The organism is Neomegalonema perideroedes DSM 15528, from assembly GCF_000374145.1.
GTDB classification, from domain to species: Bacteria; Pseudomonadota; Alphaproteobacteria; order Rhodobacterales; family Rhodobacteraceae; genus Neomegalonema; species Neomegalonema perideroedes.
In genome coordinates this window covers 1-16,283 of record NZ_KB893653.1, presented here as the reverse complement: position 1 = coordinate 16,283, position 16,283 = coordinate 1, and the positions used below count along the sequence as shown (strand labels likewise).

Below are 16,283 nucleotides of genomic sequence, written 5' to 3'. Positions count from 1 at the left end.
AATTCAATCGGCCGAAGTTCAGCCTGTCCGAGCCGTCAGAACTTGCCCACCGCGTTGATGAACCAGCCATGGGCGTTTTGATTCAGGTCGAAAAGATCGTCTCCGAAGGCGGCGAAGTTATAGCCCGCGCCGAGTTCGAAATTATCGCCGAAGCGCCGGTAGACCGCCACCAGAGCGCCATGACGGGTCATGTCGGCTTCGAGGTCGTGCAGCACGCGCCATTCGGCCATGGCGTCCCAGTTCTCGAAGATCCGGACCTTGGCGTGGGCCGCGCCATAGGTGAGCCGCGTGGCGGTCCAGCCTCCGGCGTTGCGGTCCTCGCGGATCTCGCCGTGCTTATAGGCGCCTTTGGCGCCGAAGGTCAGGCGCGGCGTCACGCGGTAGGAGGCTTCCGCCGAGACCAGATGGGCGCGCTGATCCACGTCTCCCGAAACCTGCTCCGGAGCGGGCAGGTCGTAGAGATAGCTGTAGCGGGCCAGCAGGTTCAGACGGTCGTTCTCGACCGGGCGATAGGCCAGCCCCACCGAGGCCTCCCAGAAGCGGGCGTCGCGGGCGGAATCCGCGCGATTATCGGTGTGCGAGACCGAAGCCTTGGCCAGCAGCGTGGTGGAGGGCGTGGCCTCGTATTTGGCGCGGGCCGTGGCGAGCCACTGGTCCGTATCCTCGCCCTCGCCCCGGTCGCGGCGATATTCCGCCTTGCCCGCCAGCTCCAGCCGCGAGGTCTTCCAGCGCGCCGAGGCCGAAACCGCATCCCGCTCGACGTCGCCGCCGTCCAGATCCAGATCCGAGCGCTGATAGCTCAGGCCGAGGCTCAGATCGTCCAGAGGCCGGATCTCCGCGCCGTAAAGCTGGCTGGATTCGAATCCGCCGTCGCGCCGGACGCCGAAGAGGTTCTCCTGATAGACGTCGAGGCCGTTGGCCACATTGGCGCGCTGGCCGAGGGTGAAGGCGTGGCGGCGCTCGTCCTCGCGGTCGGTGGAGTGGGTGTAGCTGCCATAGACCACGTGATCGGCGCTGCGCTGATAATCCACGCCCACGGTGGCGCCGTTTCCGCGCTCTTTGAAATGGGCGTATTCGGCGTGGGCGGTCAGGGCGTCGGAGAGGCGGGCCGAGAAGCCCACCGCGCCGCCCGTGGCGTCCACGTAGTCGCCTTCCTCCATGACCGAGGTCTGACCCCGGACATAGACCTTGGCGCCGTCCATCACCTCATAGGACAGACGCCCGCCGAGGATCAGAGCGGAGATCTCCGGCTCGCCGCGGGCGATCTCCTCCTCATAGCGGGATTCGAAGGAGAGGCCGAAGCGGCCGAAATCCTTGTCGATCTGAGCGGCGGCCGTCCGCTCCTTGTCGCCGTCGAGATATTCGCCTTCATGGGCGCGCAGGGCGAGGCGCAGATCCTCGCTCGGGCGCAGCTCCACCGAGCCGCCGAAGCTGCGGCGGAAGCCGTCGAGCGCGCTTTGGACGTTGGAATATCCTTCGTCGCGCTCGCGCCACCAGGCTTCGGCCTCGCCGGCGAGCGAGCCGTCGAAGATCTCGGCGAAATCGGCGCGGGCCTCGATTGAGAAGGCGTCGCCTTCGACCGGGCGTCCGAGCGAGCCGGAAAGCTCATGGAAGGTCAGGCCGCCGTCGTCCGAGGCGCGGATGTCGGCGCGCTCGAAGGAATTGCTGCGGGCCCATTCGCCGCGGATATAGGTGCCGGGCCTCCAGCGCAGCGCCACGTCGGCGCCCATCAGCTCATAGGCGCGGGCGTTTTCGGCGTTCTCCTCGACATAGGTTCCCCCGATCTTCAGATGATCGCCGAGCCAGGCCAGCGCGCGGCCGCCATAGGTCCATTCCTCGGCCTCGCCGAAATCGGGGACATATTCGTAATCGGCGACCAGAAAGACCATGTCGTCGCCGAGGGCGCTGGTGGAGATCACATTCGTTCCCGAGCGCCCCGCGAAGCTGCGCAGCGGATTGGTCAGCAGCACGCGGCCCTGAATGTCGTTGATCTCGTAATCCTTGCCGGGAACCAGCGCGACGCTCTCCAGCACGCGGCCGCTGTCGCGGTCGCGGATCTCGACGCGGAGCTTCTCCGAACCGGTCACGATGTCGCGCTGACGCAGGTAATAGAGGCTGCCGCCGGTGCCGATGAATTCATTATGCGCGGCGGCGGTGTTGGGCTGCGAGGCGAAGCCCTTGGCTTGGAAGCGGGCTTCGCCATAGCTGGTGGCGGCGCGGCTGACGTATTCCGCCCGCGCGCCGTAGAGCGAGCGCTCATAGCGGGCGAGTTCGGTTCCGGTGAAGCCGGTGTTGAAGTTGCCCCACATCAGGCTTGAGTCGCCGTCCTCGACGCGGACGTAGAACTTGCCTTGGGTGTCCACGTCGGAGCGCGCGACCGAGCCGTCGCCGTAGACGGGGTAATAGCGGTCGGGATCGAGGCGGCGGAACATCTTCCGGGGATCGCGGTAATCGACGAAATCGTCGAAGATATGCTCGATCTCGTTCTCGTGGGTGTCGGCCTGAGCCGTGATGAGATAGCGGCCCTGAATCTTGCCCTTCAGATAGAAGGCGAGGCGCCCGTTGGCGAAGACGTCCTCCTGAAAGCCGTCGGTCCCCACGGCGGCCTCCAGCGAATCGGAGACGAAATCCTGACCGATGGTCAGATCGGCGAGGCCGACCATGAAGAAGCTGTTCTCGGGCACCTGCGCGGCGACCATGCGGCTCCAGACCACGCCGTCGGGGGCGGCCAGCTCGACGGGGATCTCATAGACGCCGGGGCGGCGCAGGCTCTCCCAGACGAATTCGCCCTTCTCGTTCACCGGGATCTCCTCGCCGGAGACCGCGACCAGCCAGCCCGGAGGCACGCCCGCGCCGCGCACCGCGACTCGTCCGCCCATGATCGGGATGGACTGGCGGGCCAGCGAATCGCGGCCATAGGCCGAGCGCGCCGGACGCTTGAGCGTGGGATGCTCCGGATCGGCGGTGAGCAGCAGATCGCGGGGCTTGGTCTCGTCGCGGCGGCCTTCGGAATCATAGGCGCGCACGACGTATTTCAGATTCTCGCCGGGGCTCAGCGGGCGTCCGTCCGAGACGGCGCCGTCCCAGACCACGGGATCCCCGAGCCGGGCGCCGGTCAGCGTGGCGAGGGGCCGGGCGCGATTGCGGTCGGCTTCGCGGAAGAGGACGACCTCCCAGCGGTCGATGAAGGTCGGGTAGTTCGAAAAGCTGTGGAAGACCGCGGGCCCGGCCAGACCATCGCCAGCCAGCAGGACGGCGCTGGGCGCGACGGCGTCAAGCCGGGGATCGGCGCTCTGGGCGTCGGCGACGGCGGTCAGGCTGGCGCCGAAGGGCAGCTCGACGAGGCTGCGGACGCTGACGTCGGCGCATTTGGCCTCAGGGCAGATCTCGCGCGGACGGGTCGCGAAGGCGGGCTTGGGCGGCTCGGCCGCGACCGGCGGCGGGGGGGGCGGGGGCGGCGGCGCGACGACCGTCGTCTGCGGGACGGGGCAGGCGGCCCCGACCGGCACGGTGATTCCCGTGTCGAGGCAATAGCGTCCCGTCACCACCGGCTGAGGGGCGGGAGCGGGCGTCGGGCAGGCTTCGCCGGGCCTCAGCGCCCGCCCGAGGGTCGGGCAGAAGGGCGCGGGCGCCATAGGGCCCACGAACGGAGGAGGGGCGAATTGCGGCTTCGGCGTTTCGATCACGCCGCGGCTCAGCGGAAGCTGGACGGCCTTTCCGGCGCCGGGGGCGTCGGCTTTGGCCTCTTGGGCGCCGAGCAGCGCGCCCGCGAGGGCGAAGGCGCGCATGGGTCCGGCGCCGGTCGCGTTCGATCCGAAGATCATCTGAAAGAGACCCTTCGAAGGTTCGGGCTGGGGCGCGGGATGCGGCAGCGGAAGCGGCGGCAGGGTCGGGCCGCCCGCCGGGACCGGCGAGAATCCGCCCGTCCCATGGGCGGGGGCGCCCATTCCCTGCGTTTCGGAGCGGACCGTGACGCGGCTCATGATCTCGGCGGGGAGCATCCCGGCGAGGGCCTGACGCACGGCGGCCACCCGCCCCGCGTTGAGCGCGGCGTCGGTCTTCCCTTCGCAGGGGCGGCATTCGACCACGACCTCGCCGCCGCCCTGCGTGAGCAGATGCTCGGCCGCGGCGGTCAGCGCGCCCGCCTGAGCCGGATCGATGGAGGCGGTTCCGGGCAGGAAGCAGACGGCGCCGATCTCCGCGACCTGCTCAGTGAAGAAGCCTTGCGGGGCGGGGCAGCTGACGGCGAAATTGGCGGCCTGCATGGGGCCTCCGGTCAGGCGCAGGCGCTGCGGATTGACCGAGACCACGCGCGAGCCCATGGGCAGAGAGGCCTCGTCCAGCTTGATCAGCATGTTGCTGCCGCGCAGACGATCGGTGAAGCGCCCGTCCGCGATGTGATAGCGGCCATGGGAGTCGGTCTCGATGACGAGGCCCTCAACCGTGGCGAGCCGCGCCCCGGCGACGCCGCTTTCGGCGCGGCATCCGCTCGTGATCACGATGGTGAGCAGATGTCCGCCGCCCGGCGCGGGGGTCACGGCGCGCATCATGCGCAGATCCCCGCATCCGGCGAAGCCGCCCGGAAGCGGCGCCTGAGTCCATGAGCCGTCCGGCGCGAGCGCGGCGTCGAATCCCTCGGCGGTGACGAGCCGCAGGGCGGGGATCTCAGGCCGGGCCAGCTTGGCGCGGAGGACGATCTTGCCCGCCTCGCCGCCCGCCCCGACATGGAGCGGCGCGAGATCGCCGAGCGTCAGCCCGGAGGCGAAGTCTCCGGTGAGGGGCTCGGGGCCGAATCCGCGATCCACGGTCAGACCGCCGGGCAGGAGCGCGCCGGGGGCGAAGCCGCCCGAAAGCGTGATCCGCGAGGCCATGGGCTGATCCTGCCAGCCGTTCATGTTGCAGTCGTACCAGACCTTGCCGAAGACGACGGAGTCGTCGAAGACCGTCGAGCCTTCGAGGATGATGATTCCGCTGCGGCCGGTCTGGATGGGCAGGAAGCGCCCGAATCCGTCGCGGCGATGCAGAACGGCGAGGTTCTCGGCGTAGCCCGGAGGCGCGGCGTGGGAGATCCGCATGGCGTAGCCGACCCTGAGGCTTCCGCCGGGCTGCAGCGTGATCGGCCCGAAGATCGGATTGCGGCCTTGCAGCGAGAAGGGGACGACCTCCTCAAGAACGCCGTTCGCCTGCTCGACCGAGAAGGATTCGGCGACGTAGTTCAGCCAGGGCGAGGGACGGTCCTCGATATAGACGACTTCATTCGCCGATCCGGTGTTGCTGACGGAGATGCGGAAGACCACGGTTTCGCCCGGCGCGGCGGCCTTGTCCGGCGTCTCCTTCGAGACGCGCAGATCGACGACGGCGAAGTCCAGCGCCAGATCGACGTCGCTCAGATCGCCGTCCGCGACGACTTCGGTGCGGGTGGAGAGATCGACGCCGAAATATCCCGAATCGGCGGGCGGCTCGACATGGGCGGTGTAGCGCCCGCCCGAGGGGCAGGTCGGATCCGCCCCGAGCCGCAGCCGCACGCCATAAGCGCCGTCGGCTCCGGTGGTCTGAGGCAGCGAGCCTTCCGCGAAGCAGACGGACGCCAGCTGGCCGCCGAGCGGTCCGGTGAGGCTGACCAGAGCGCCGGGGATGATCTCGCCGGTGGTGGCGTCGCGCACCACGCCGCCGAACCAGATGGTCGGGGGGGCGGTCGGAACGGGGGTCAACTCCAGATCGGCCTGACCATTGGAGCCGGGGGTCAGCGCAGCGGAGCCCGAATCGGAGCCCTGATAGCCCGCAGGCGGCGTAACCGAGGCGGTGAAGCTTCCGCCCGTCGCCGGACAGGAGGCGTGGGCGCCGAGGCTGATGACCGCGCCATAGGCGCCGTTCGCTCCGGTGGTCTGAGGCGAGGTCCCGGAGGCGAAGCAGGAGGAGTCCAGCGGCCCCGAAGGCCCGGTGATGGTCACCACGGCGCCCGGGATGGGCGCGCCGGTGGCGGAATCGGTGACCACGCCGCCGAAGCCCGCAGGGGGAATGACGACGGGGATGGGGGTCAGCTCCAGATCGGCCTGACCACTGGAGCCGGGGGTCAGCGCAGCGGAGCCCGAATCGGAGCCTTGATAGCCCGCAGGCGGCGCGACGGAGCCGGTGAAGCTTCCGCCCGTCGCCGGACAGGAGGCGTGGGCGCCGAGGCTGATGACCGCGCTATAGGCGCCGTCCGCTCCGGTGGTCTGAGGCGAGGTCCCGGAGGCGAAGCAGGAGGAGTCCAGCGGTCCCGAAGGCCCGGTGATGGTCACCACGGCGCCCGGGATAGGCGCGCCGGTGGCGGAATCGGTGACCACGCCGCCGAAGCCCGCAGGCGGAATGACGACGGGGATGGGGGTCAGCTCCAGATCGGCCTGACCATTGGAGCCGGGGGTCAGCGCAGCGGAGCCCGAATCGGAGCCTTGATAGCCCGCAGGCGGCGTAACCGAGGCGGTGAAGCTTCCGCCCGTCGCCGGACAAGAGGCGTGGGCGCCGAGGCTGATGACCGCGCTATAGGCGCCGTTCGCTCCGGTGGTCTGAGGCGAGGTCCCGGAGGCGAAGCAGGAGGAATCCAGCGGCCCCGAAGGCCCGGTGATGGTCACCACGGCGCCCGGGATGGGCGCGCCGGTGGTGGAATCGGTCACCACGCCGCCGAAGCCCGCGGGCGGAATGACGACGGGAACGGGGGTCAGCTCCAGATCGGCCTGACCATTGGAGCCGGGGGTCAGCGTTGCGGAGCCCGAATCGGAGCCTTGATAGCCCGCAGGCGGCGCGACGGAGNCGGTGAAGCTTCCGCCCGTCGCCGGACAAGAGGCGTGGGCGCCGAGGCTGATGACCGCGCTATAGGCGCCGTTCGCTCCGGTGGTCTGAGGCGAGGTCCCGGAGGCGAAGCAGGCGGAATCCAGCGGTCCCAAAGGCCCGGTGATGGTCACCGTCGCGCCGGGAATGGGCGAGCCGGTGGAGGAATCGGTGACCACGCCGCCGAAGCCCGCAGGCGCGAGGCGCCCCAGCTCCAGATCGATCCGCTGCGATTCGTCCAGCGCGAGCGAGGAGCTGTCCCGATCGCTTCCGCTATAGGGCGTGTTCCCGGCGGGCGGCTGGGCCTCCACCCAATAAGTTCCGCCGATGGGGCATTCCGCGCGCGAACCGAGGAGAATGTGATAGAGATAAGCGCCGTCGGCGCCGACGGTCCTTTGCGCGGGCGGCGTGGCCAAGCAGGCGTCGGGCAGGGGCTGGCCGTTCGTCCCGATCACGACGACCCGGGCGCCGTCGATGGGCGCGCCGGTGGCGGAATCCGTCACCACGCCGAAGAGCTCGGCGGCGCGCGGCGCGCGGGCGTCGAGCGGGATATGGTGGTTGAGGATGGGCGTGGTGATTTTGGTGGCGCGCCATTCGCTCCAATAGGGCGCGGGCGGCCATCCTTCCGGCGCGGCCAGATCGTCGGAGACGAAATAGGCGCCGCCCCGGGCCGTGATTCCGTAGGCCGCGAAGGAGTCGGGCGCTCCGCCGCCGGCGGCGGGGCTCAGCGAGGAGGCGACGTAATCAGGATGGGAGACGCGCATCTCCATCCGGACGGGCGCCACCGTATCCGGACAGCTGGCGTGCTGGCCATGTTCGAGCACGACGCTGTAGACGCCGTTCGCGCCCGTGGAGAGGATGCTGGTGATCGGCTGGCCGGTTCCCGGATCATATTCGGGGGCCTCGTTCCAGTAGAGATAGCAGGAGGAGTCCAGCGTCTCGCCCAGATCGACGTTCCAAAGCCCGACCTGCGCGTTTTGAACGGGCTCTCTCGTGCGCGAATCATAGACCACGCCTGTGAGCAGGACCGCGCCGAGGGCCGGAGAAGCCAAGGCGCCGAACGCCAGGCCTATCGTCAAGCTTTTGATCCAGCTTTGGATTTTGAACATATCGCATCCCTCGTCTCGTCCTGCTCCTTACGGATTCGGACGCGGGCCTCCTCTGGCGGCGGCCTGATCTTTGAGGGCAGCATGGCGAAGCGCCCTTGCTAGAGCGTTGAGGGAAAGCCGCTCCGCGAAGAATTGGGACGCGCAAAGCGCAAGCGCGCTTAAGGATGCGTTGAGGGATCTGAAGGAGAAGCTGCGAAAGGCTTAAGCGAAACTTGCCGGGAAAGCCGTTTCAGCGGGGTCTGCGCTGGACAAAGCCGCGCGGAGGCGTCATTCGAACCCCGTTTCAGCCCTTTGGAGGGCCGGATCCGGATCGGATCCTGGGGAGAGGCCTGATGACGAAAATCTATAAAATCTGCGACGAATCTTTTTGGCGGGCGGCGGAGTCCTTCGGCGTCTTCTCCGGCTCGGCGGATGATCTGCGCGACGGCTTCATCCATTTCTCGACGGCGGCGCAGGCGCGCGAGACGGCGGCGAAGCATTTCGCGGGCCGTTCGGGGCTTCTGCTGATCGCCTTCGAGGCCGAAGCCTTGGGGCTTGAATTGCGCTGGGAGCCTTCGCGGGGCGGGGCTTTGTTTCCGCATCTGCATCGCGCCCTGAATCCTGAGGAGGCGCTTTGGTCCGAGCCTTTGCCGCTCGGGCCGGACGGCGCCCATGTCTTTCCGCCGGGGATGATCTGATGTTCGACGCCGCTTTGCGCCTTCTGCCGCCCGAGACCGCCCATCGCCTCGCGCTTTGGGGTTTGGCGCGGGGCTTCGGCCCCCGCTTCGCGCCGCCCGACGACCCGAGCCTCGGCGTCGCGCTCTGGGGCCGGAGCTTCTCCCATCCCGTCGGGCTTGCGGCGGGCTTCGATAAGAACGCCGTGGCGGTTCCGGGGCTCTTCGCTCTGGGCTTCAGCTTCGTGGAGGTCGGCGCCGTGACGCCGCGTCCTCAGGCGGGGAATCCTCAGCCGCGGCTGTTTCGGCTGACTCCGGATCGGGCGATCGTCAACCGCATGGGCTTCAACAATGCGGGGCTTGAGGCCGCGCGGGCGCAATTAGACGGCTTGCCGGAGCATCCCGGCCCGGTGGGGGTGAATCTCGGCGCCAATAAGGACTCCGAGGACCGCGCCGCCGATTATGAAGCGGGGATCCGGGCCTTCGCGCCTCTGGCCGATTTCCTGACGATCAACGTCTCCTCGCCCAACACCGAACGCCTGCGCGACCTTCAGGGCGCGGCGGCTCTGGACGCTCTCCTCGGCCGCTGCCTCGATCTGCGCGATTCCCTCAAGGCGGAGGGCAAGGGCGCGGCGCCGATTCTGCTGAAGATCGCGCCGGATCTGAGCGCCTCCGAATTGGCCGACGTGGCGGAGATCTGCCTCGCGCGCCGAATCGACGGCGTCGTGGCGACCAACACCACGCTGTCCCTGCGCGACAAGCTGAAGGATTCTCAGCGCGACGAGAAGGGCGGACTTTCCGGCGCGCCCCTCTTCGAACTCTCGACTCGAATCCTGCGCGATCTCCGCCGCCTGACCCGGGGCGAGATTCCTTTGATCGGCGTGGGCGGCGTCTCGACGCCGGAGCAGGCTTGGGCGAAGATTCGGGCGGGCGCTTCGCTGGTTCAGATCTACAGCGCGATGATCTACGCAGGCCCCGGCCTCGCGACGCAGATCGCGCGCGGCCTGCCCGAGCTGATGAAGCGCGACGGCTTCAAGACCATCGCCGAGGCGGTGGGGACGGAGAAGCCGTAATCCTTTCGCGAAGAGCGCCGATCCGGAGAGCCTGTCCGGATCGCGCTGCTCAGGGTGTTTCGCGGCGTCTTGGCGCCCTTTAGACATGTTGCTTTAAATTGCATGATCTCTATACGCCTCTTCCTGTGAGGGTGGATTTGAGAATCCTCAATTCAGGAGAAGCGATTGCACGTAAGAATTTGGACGAGCGTCATGGCGCTCGCGCTTTTGGGCGTCTCCGGCTGCGCCACGATCACGCGCGGCACGAAGGACGCCTTCGTCGTGGAGACCGATCCTGCGGGGGCTCAGGTTTCGACCAGCAACGGCCATTCCTGCGAATCGACGCCCTGCACGATCAAGATGCCGCGCCGCTCGGAATTCGCGGCGACCATCACGAAAGAGGGCTATGAGACCTGGACCGGCCAGGTGACGAATAAGGTCTCCGGCGGCGGCGGCCTGGGCATGGCGGGCAACGTGGTCTTCGGCGGGCTCATCGGCGCGGGCGTGGACGTCGGCACCGGCGCGATGCTCGATCTGACGCCCAATCCTCTGGTGGTGAAGCTGGAGCGGCCCGGCGCGGTCCCGGCCGCCCTCCCGTCCTCTGTCGCGATTCAGGCTCCTGCGGCTCCGCCGCTCGCGGCGGTCGTCGCGCCCGTCTCCTCGGCTCCGATTCAGGCTCAGCCTCTCGGCTACGCCGCGGCTCAGGATCAGGCCCCGCCGCTGGGCTCCATCGTTTATCCGGCTCCTCAGAGCGGGATCGTCCTGACGCGCTGAAGCGGTTTTTGGGGCCGTCCGCCGCCTCACTCCGCGCGGACGGTCCCCGAGACGCTTCCCGAATCGCCGCCGCCCTCTTTCGGGCCGAAGACTCCGCCGCGCCCGAAGATCGGGTCGAAATGCTTGATGAGCGCGGAATCGAGATCGGTCATGGCGGCGGGGATTCCCAGATCCGCCAGACTCGTGACTCCATGCCCCCGGATGCCGCAAGGCACGATTCCGCCGAAATGGCCGAGATCCGGCTCCATGTTCACCGCGATTCCATGAAGCGTGGTCCAGCGCCGGATCCGCACCCCGAGGGCCGCGATCTTATCCTCGCGCTCCGGCGCGCCTTTGTCGGTCCTGCGCACCCAGACCCCCACCCGACCCTCGCGCAACTCCCCCTGCACGTTGAACTCCGAGAGCGCCCGGATGATCCATGCCTCCAGCGCCTGCACATAGGCCCTCACGTCGGGCCGACGCTTCTTCAGGTCGAGCATGAGATAGACGACCCTTTGCCCCGGCCCGTGATAGGTGAATTCTCCGCCGCGCCCTGCGTCATAGACGGGGAATCGCTCGGCTTCGAGCAGATCGGCGCGTTTGGCGCTGGTGCCTGCGGTGTAGAGGGGCGGATGCTCCAGCATCCAGACGAGCTCTTCGGCCCCTTGGTCGCGAATCGCGGCGGCGCGGGCCTCCATTTCGGCCAGAGCCTCGGGATAGGGCGTATAGCCCTGCGAGATTCGCCATTCCACCGCCATGTCCGCCTCCTTCGCCGCGCTTGCTCTTTTCCTATGGCTAATCGTCATGACGGGGCTTGCGCAAGTGCGGGAGGCTTTGCTATATGGCCGCGCAATGCGGTCGTGGCGGAATGGTAGACGCACTAGCTTGAGGTGCTAGCGCCGCGAGGCGTGGAAGTTCGAATCTTCTCGACCGCACCAAGATATGACCCCGGCGCCGAGCGCCGGGGTTTTTCTTTGGCCGGGGCTCAGGGCGCGGCCAGCACGGCGCGGCAAGCCTGAGGCAGATCCTCCATGGTCAGATCCGGCGCTTTAGGCGCTTTGGGATCGGCGGGCTTATAAGGCGCTTCGGTGTACCAATAATCCAGATCCTCCCCGCATCCGTCTCCGGCGGGAACGGCGGCCTGCCTGACGCAGAGCGGCGAATCGGCGGGACAGGCGAGTCGGACGTGGAAATGGGCGTCATGAGCCCACCAAGGGCGCACTTTGGCCAGCCATGCGCGATCCTGCGGATGGGTCTCCTGACAGAGCTTCCGCTTGATGGCGGGATTGACGAAGATCCGCTCCACTTCGGGGTCTTCGGCGGCGACCCGGATCATGGCGCGCGAGGTCTGCGGCCAGAGCGCTTCGTCGAGATTATGACGTCCCTCGACCACGTCGAAGCTGGAGACGTCTTCGCGCTCGCGCAGCGTCGGCCGGACGGGCAGCAGGGGCCTGAGCCAGACGTCCACGTCCAGCCCGATCTGATGCGAGGCGTGTCCGGTGAGCATGGGCCCTCCGCGCCGCTGGTTCATGTCGCCGACGAGAATCCCCGGGAGTCCGAATCGCGGAGCTTGGGCGCTGAACCGGGCGATGAAGTCGATGAGCCGCGGATGCCCCCAGTTCCGTTCGCGCGAGAGCCGCATGACCGACCAATGCGGCCCGTCGATGGGCAGCTCGACGCCCCCCGCGAAGCAGCCTTTGGCGTAGGAGCCTATGGCGGCGGGCGGCAGGGCGGCGGGCGTCCTGACTCCGCCGAAGAGCGCCTTGGCGGGGCCTGTCTGGTCGCGCGGGGCGACCTGAGCCGCGGCGGGGCCGGGGAGGGCGCCCGTCAGCCCGAGGGCCGCTGCGAGGGCGAGAAGAAGGGGGCGCATTCGAGGTCTCCGAATCTGGGGTCTTCCGAGGGGGTCCGCGCCTAGTCTAAGGCTTTCATTCGTCAAGATTAACCCTGTGCTGACGGGCGTGTCCGAAAGGTCGCGTCCGCCCCCCTCCGGAGGATTTTTTCCCCCTGCGCCCCAAAGCGTCTTGCGCCTGTCATGGAAAGGCCCTATCTCCGGCCTCACGACGCAAACGCACGCGCCTCTGGCCTCCAAAGCTATGCAGCGACGGTCCGCGTCTTCTTTGGTCTCGACGGGCGGCGCAGGCCGTTCGCGTCCGAGGGGGATGGACTATGAACGCAGCTCTCATGGCCGGAGGGGCGCAAGCGCGCCCTGAGCGGCACGACGACTCCCAAATCTCTGAAGATCGCCGAGAGGGCCACCACGCCCCCGAGCTTCGTCTCGTGCAGGCCCCGCGTCCGAGGACGCCGCGCCGCATCGCCGAGCATCTGGCCCGGACGAGCTACGACGCCGCGACTCTGATCGTGGACGTCCAAGGGATCTCCGAGCAATACGACCGCCTCGCGCGGGGCGTGGATCCGGCGCGGATCTATTACGCCGTGAAGGCCAATCCGGAAGCTCCGGTTCTGGCGATGCTGGCGGCCAAGGGCTCGCGCTTCGACGTGGCCAGCCGCGGCGAGATCGACATGTGCCTCGCGGCGGGCGCGACTCCCGACCGCCTCTCCTTCGGCAACACGCTGAAGAAAGAGCGCGACGTGGCTTACGCGCGCGGCCTCGGCCTCGATCTTTTCGTCTTCGATTCGGAGGAGGAGCTTGCGAAGCTCGCCCGCTCCGCTCCGGGAGCGCGGGTCTTCTGCCGCCTGCTCATGGAGACCAGCGAAGCCGACTGGCCTTTGTCGCGCAAATTCGGCTGCCCTCCCGAGGAGGCCGTCCGCCTGAGCCTCATGGCCCGCGATCTCGGCCTTGAGCCGGTGGGCTATTCCTTCCACGTCGGCAGCCAGGCCCGCGAGCCCGAGATGTGGCGCGGGGCCCTCGACGAGGCGGCCCGCACCTTCGCCATGTCCCGCGAGGCGGGTCTGAACCCGACCCTGATGAACATGGGCGGCGGCTTCCCGGCGACCTATGAGAAATCCGTCCTGAACGCCGAGGTCTACGCCCGCCGGGTGATGGAGTTCGCGCGTTCGGCCTTCGGCGGCGAGCTTCCCGCTCAGCTGATGGCGGAGCCGGGCCGCGGTTTGGTGGCCGAGGCGGGCGTGATCGAGACCGAGGTGGTCCTGACCTCCCGCAAGCGCCCCGAGGATCCGGTCCGCTGGGTCTATCTGGACGTGGGCAAGTTCACCGGCCTCCCCGAGACTCAGGACGAGGCGATCCGCTATGTGCTGGAGACGCCCCATGACGGCGGCGAGACCGGCCCTTGCATCCTCGCCGGCCCGACCTGCGATTCGGCCGACGTGATGTATGAGAAGGCGACGATCCAGCTTCCTCTGGCCCTTCAGTCCGGAGACAAGGTGCGGATCCTCGCGACGGGCGCCTACACCTCGACCTATTCGGCGGTGGGCTTCAACGGCTTCGCGCCTTTGAAGGTGGTCTGCGTCTGAGATCCCGGGGCCGCAGGGCCTGAATTTTCGAACCCCGTCGCCCCATCCCCCGGGCGGCGGGGTTTTTTCATCTCCGGATTTTGGCGCTTCTGTTTCATTTCGGATCAGATCGCCCTTTCGACGGGGCTCCGCCTCTCTGAGGAGGGCCTCCCGCCTTTCCCGGAGGCTCCGGGCTCGCCGCGCGAGTCTTCCTCTAAGCTCCTCAGAATCTTCCGTCTCATTTCCGACTCCGCCGTCTTAACGCGCAGACCGCTTCTTTGGCGCCTCCTTTGCTCCTTTTTCCGCAGCTTCATCGGTTTCGTCTCAGATTGGGGCGTTTCTCGGAGTTTTCCCTACGGGCGGTCAGCCGGAGACAGGATCATGTCCTTACATCACCAATCGGATGCGACGGGGCGTCGGCCGCTTCGGGTCTGGGTTCTTCTGAGCGTCGCGGCGGCGGCTTTGGCGGGCTGCGGCGGCGGCTCCCGCCACGCGATGATCGCGGAGCCGACTTACGTGTCCATGGCCGACGCTCAGGCTTTCACCTTCGCGCTTCAGCAGCGTTATCTTGAGCTTTCGACCCGGGCCTATGACCGCGGCGACCGGCGGGGCGCGGATTTCTACGCTCTGCGCTCGATCATGGCCATCGAGGGCAAGGCGACCGAGCTTCTGACTCCCCGCGAGGCGGGTTTGAGCGGTCCTTTGGCCGAAGAGGCGACGTTGGCGCGTCGCCGCCTGATGGGAGTCTTCGACGAGGGCGTGCGGATCCACGCCGCCGAGGACGCGGCCCGCGCTCAGGCTTTATTCGATTGCTGGCTGCGCGAGGCCGGCGCGGGCGCGGATCCCGGTCAGGTCGTGACCTGTCAGGGCGCGGCCCTGACGGCCCTTGCTCGTCTTGAGGCCGCGAGTCGCGGCGCGCCGCGTCTGGCGGGCGAGCTTCCGCCGCAGATTCTCTCCGGCCCCCCCTCGCTCCAGACGTCTTTCCCGGCTGGCGCCTTTCCCATGGGCTCCGCTCAGGTCGTGGGCCCCGCCGTTTCTCAGGAGATCGTCTTCACGGCTCCCGCCCCGACGGCGACCGTGCGGACTCAGGTCCATCTTCCGGGCTCCGCGCCTCTCTCCGCGCCTGCGGGCTACGCGCCCTCCGCCATGGCGACGAGCTATGCGCCTGCGGCTCAGGCCCAGCTTCCTTATGCGCGTTATCAGGTGACGGCTCCGGTCGAATCGCAGCGCGGCTCGCCTTCGGCCCCCTATGACGCGGCGAGCTACGCGGTGAATCTGGATCTCCCGACCGCCGCCCCGCCTCCGGTCGGCGTTCTGGCCATGCCCGCGCAGGGCTTGAACGGTCCTTTGCCCGCGCCCGCCCGCGCCGGGGGGGTCTCGGCCTCCGCCTCCATCCCGACGCCGGGTCCGGTGCTGGCGCCTCCGTCTTGGGCGGGGGCTCAGGCGGCGGGCTTCGCGCAGGCCGCTCCGCCGAGCGTTCAATATGCGGCCTTGCCGCCCGCTCCGGTCGGAGTCGTCCTTCACGACGGCGGCCGCGGCGAGGCGCCCGCTCCTGCGCCGCGCGGCGAGGATCTGGCGATTCTCTTCCCCGCGCCGATGGGCGGATCTCTGGCCGCTCCTTCCTCCGGGCCTTCTTTCCCCGCCCCGCCCCGGCAGAGGGCGCCGCAGCCGGTCGCCGCGAGCCCCGCGCCTGCGCGGCCTTCGGCCCCCGCGCCGGAGCCGCCGCCTCAAGCTCAGGTGGTTTCGCCTCAGGCGAGCGGCCCCGATGCGGGCCGGGCCATGGCGGCCGAGGCTCAGGCGCGCCCGCGCGGTCTTCCGGTCTTCTTCGAGTTCGGTTCGAACGACCTGACTCCCGAGGCCGAGGACATCCTCGACGACGTCGCCGCCGAGGCCCGTCGTTTAGGGACGAAGAGAATCAGCCTTGCGGGCTTCACCGACAGCGCGGGCTCGATCCGCTATAATCAGCTGCTGGCGATGCGCCGGGCTCAGGCCGTGCGACTCGGTTTAGAGAAGCGGTTGGGTTCGAACGTGGTCTTCGAGGTGCTTCCGGCGGGCAAGGCGGGGCAGGCGGTGGCCACGGCGGATGAAGTGCGCGAAGCGGCCAATCGGCGGGTGGAAATCGCGCTTTTGCCCTAAGGTGATGATTTTATGACGAGATCACCCTTTCAGGCGGCCCAATGGGCCGCCTTTTTTCATGATTTTGAAAAAAAGACGTCGTTTTCCTGAAAATACTTCTTGCCCCCCACAATTTCCCGGCCTATAAACCGCTCACCGACGGCGCTGACGCTTCGGCGGACGGCTTCGCAGTCTCTGAAATTTGAAATTAGGTCTTGACCTGATGGAAATGAGGGGCTAGAAAGTCGGCCAAGGACGAAGCGGCGGACACGCCGGACGCTCATTGACAGATTGAAGAATTGAGGAGGTATGCGGGCGCTTGGGGCTGATCCTGAGTGACGCACGCATATCGGGAGAGAGGGATTTGAACCTTCGGGTTTGAG

General features: G+C 68.1%; 7 protein-coding genes and 1 tRNA gene. 6 read left to right on the top strand and 2 right to left on the bottom strand.

Annotation, left to right across the window (positions count from 1 at the left end; translation table 11 throughout):
- The first annotated feature begins 8,248 nt into the window (after positions 1-8,248).
- From B161_RS0100040 to B161_RS19060, 3 genes are all read left to right on the top strand, one after another.
- Positions 8,249-8,593 (top strand): DUF952 domain-containing protein, encoded by a 345-nt coding sequence (locus B161_RS0100040; RefSeq protein WP_018631295.1) that lies wholly within the window; start codon positions 8,249-8,251, stop codon positions 8,591-8,593.
- Complete coding sequence (locus B161_RS0100035) at positions 8,593-9,642, top strand: quinone-dependent dihydroorotate dehydrogenase (RefSeq protein ID WP_018631294.1); 1,050 nt, start codon at positions 8,593-8,595, stop codon at positions 9,640-9,642. The genes B161_RS0100040 and B161_RS0100035 overlap by 1 nt, the downstream gene beginning before the upstream one ends.
- 165 nt (positions 9,643-9,807) lie before the next feature.
- The gene (locus B161_RS19060) at positions 9,808-10,395 is read left to right on the top strand and encodes a PEGA domain-containing protein (protein WP_240471571.1); all 588 of its coding nucleotides are present in this window, start codon (positions 9,808-9,810) and stop codon (positions 10,393-10,395) included.
- 26 nt (positions 10,396-10,421) lie between these two features.
- Here the strand turns inward: B161_RS19060 and lipB are convergent, their stop codons facing one another.
- The gene (gene lipB / locus B161_RS15975; RefSeq protein WP_083922773.1) at positions 10,422-11,180 is read right to left on the bottom strand and encodes a lipoyl(octanoyl) transferase LipB; all 759 of its coding nucleotides are present in this window, start codon (positions 11,178-11,180) and stop codon (positions 10,422-10,424) included.
- Between the two features lie 48 nt (positions 11,181-11,228).
- Between lipB and B161_RS0100020 the strand changes: the two genes are divergently transcribed.
- Positions 11,229-11,312 (top strand) — tRNA-Leu (locus B161_RS0100020).
- 47 nt (positions 11,313-11,359) lie between these two features.
- Here B161_RS0100020 and mepA read toward each other — a convergent pair.
- The gene (gene mepA, locus B161_RS0100015) at positions 11,360-12,244 is read right to left on the bottom strand and encodes a penicillin-insensitive murein endopeptidase (protein WP_018631291.1); all 885 of its coding nucleotides are present in this window, start codon (positions 12,242-12,244) and stop codon (positions 11,360-11,362) included.
- A 296-nt stretch (positions 12,245-12,540) separates the two neighbouring features.
- On the opposite strand from mepA, the gene B161_RS0100010 reads away from it, so the two are divergent.
- Both B161_RS0100010 and B161_RS18370 read left to right on the top strand, forming a co-directional pair.
- A complete protein-coding gene (locus tag B161_RS0100010; protein WP_018631290.1) occupies positions 12,541-13,806 on the top strand; it encodes a type III PLP-dependent enzyme in 1,266 nt (421 codons plus the stop codon).
- A gap of 360 nt (positions 13,807-14,166) precedes the next feature.
- Positions 14,167-15,921, top strand: a complete 1,755-nt coding sequence (locus tag B161_RS18370; protein WP_018631288.1) for an OmpA family protein — start codon at positions 14,167-14,169, stop codon at positions 15,919-15,921.
- The last annotated feature ends 362 nt before the right edge of the window (positions 15,922-16,283 follow it).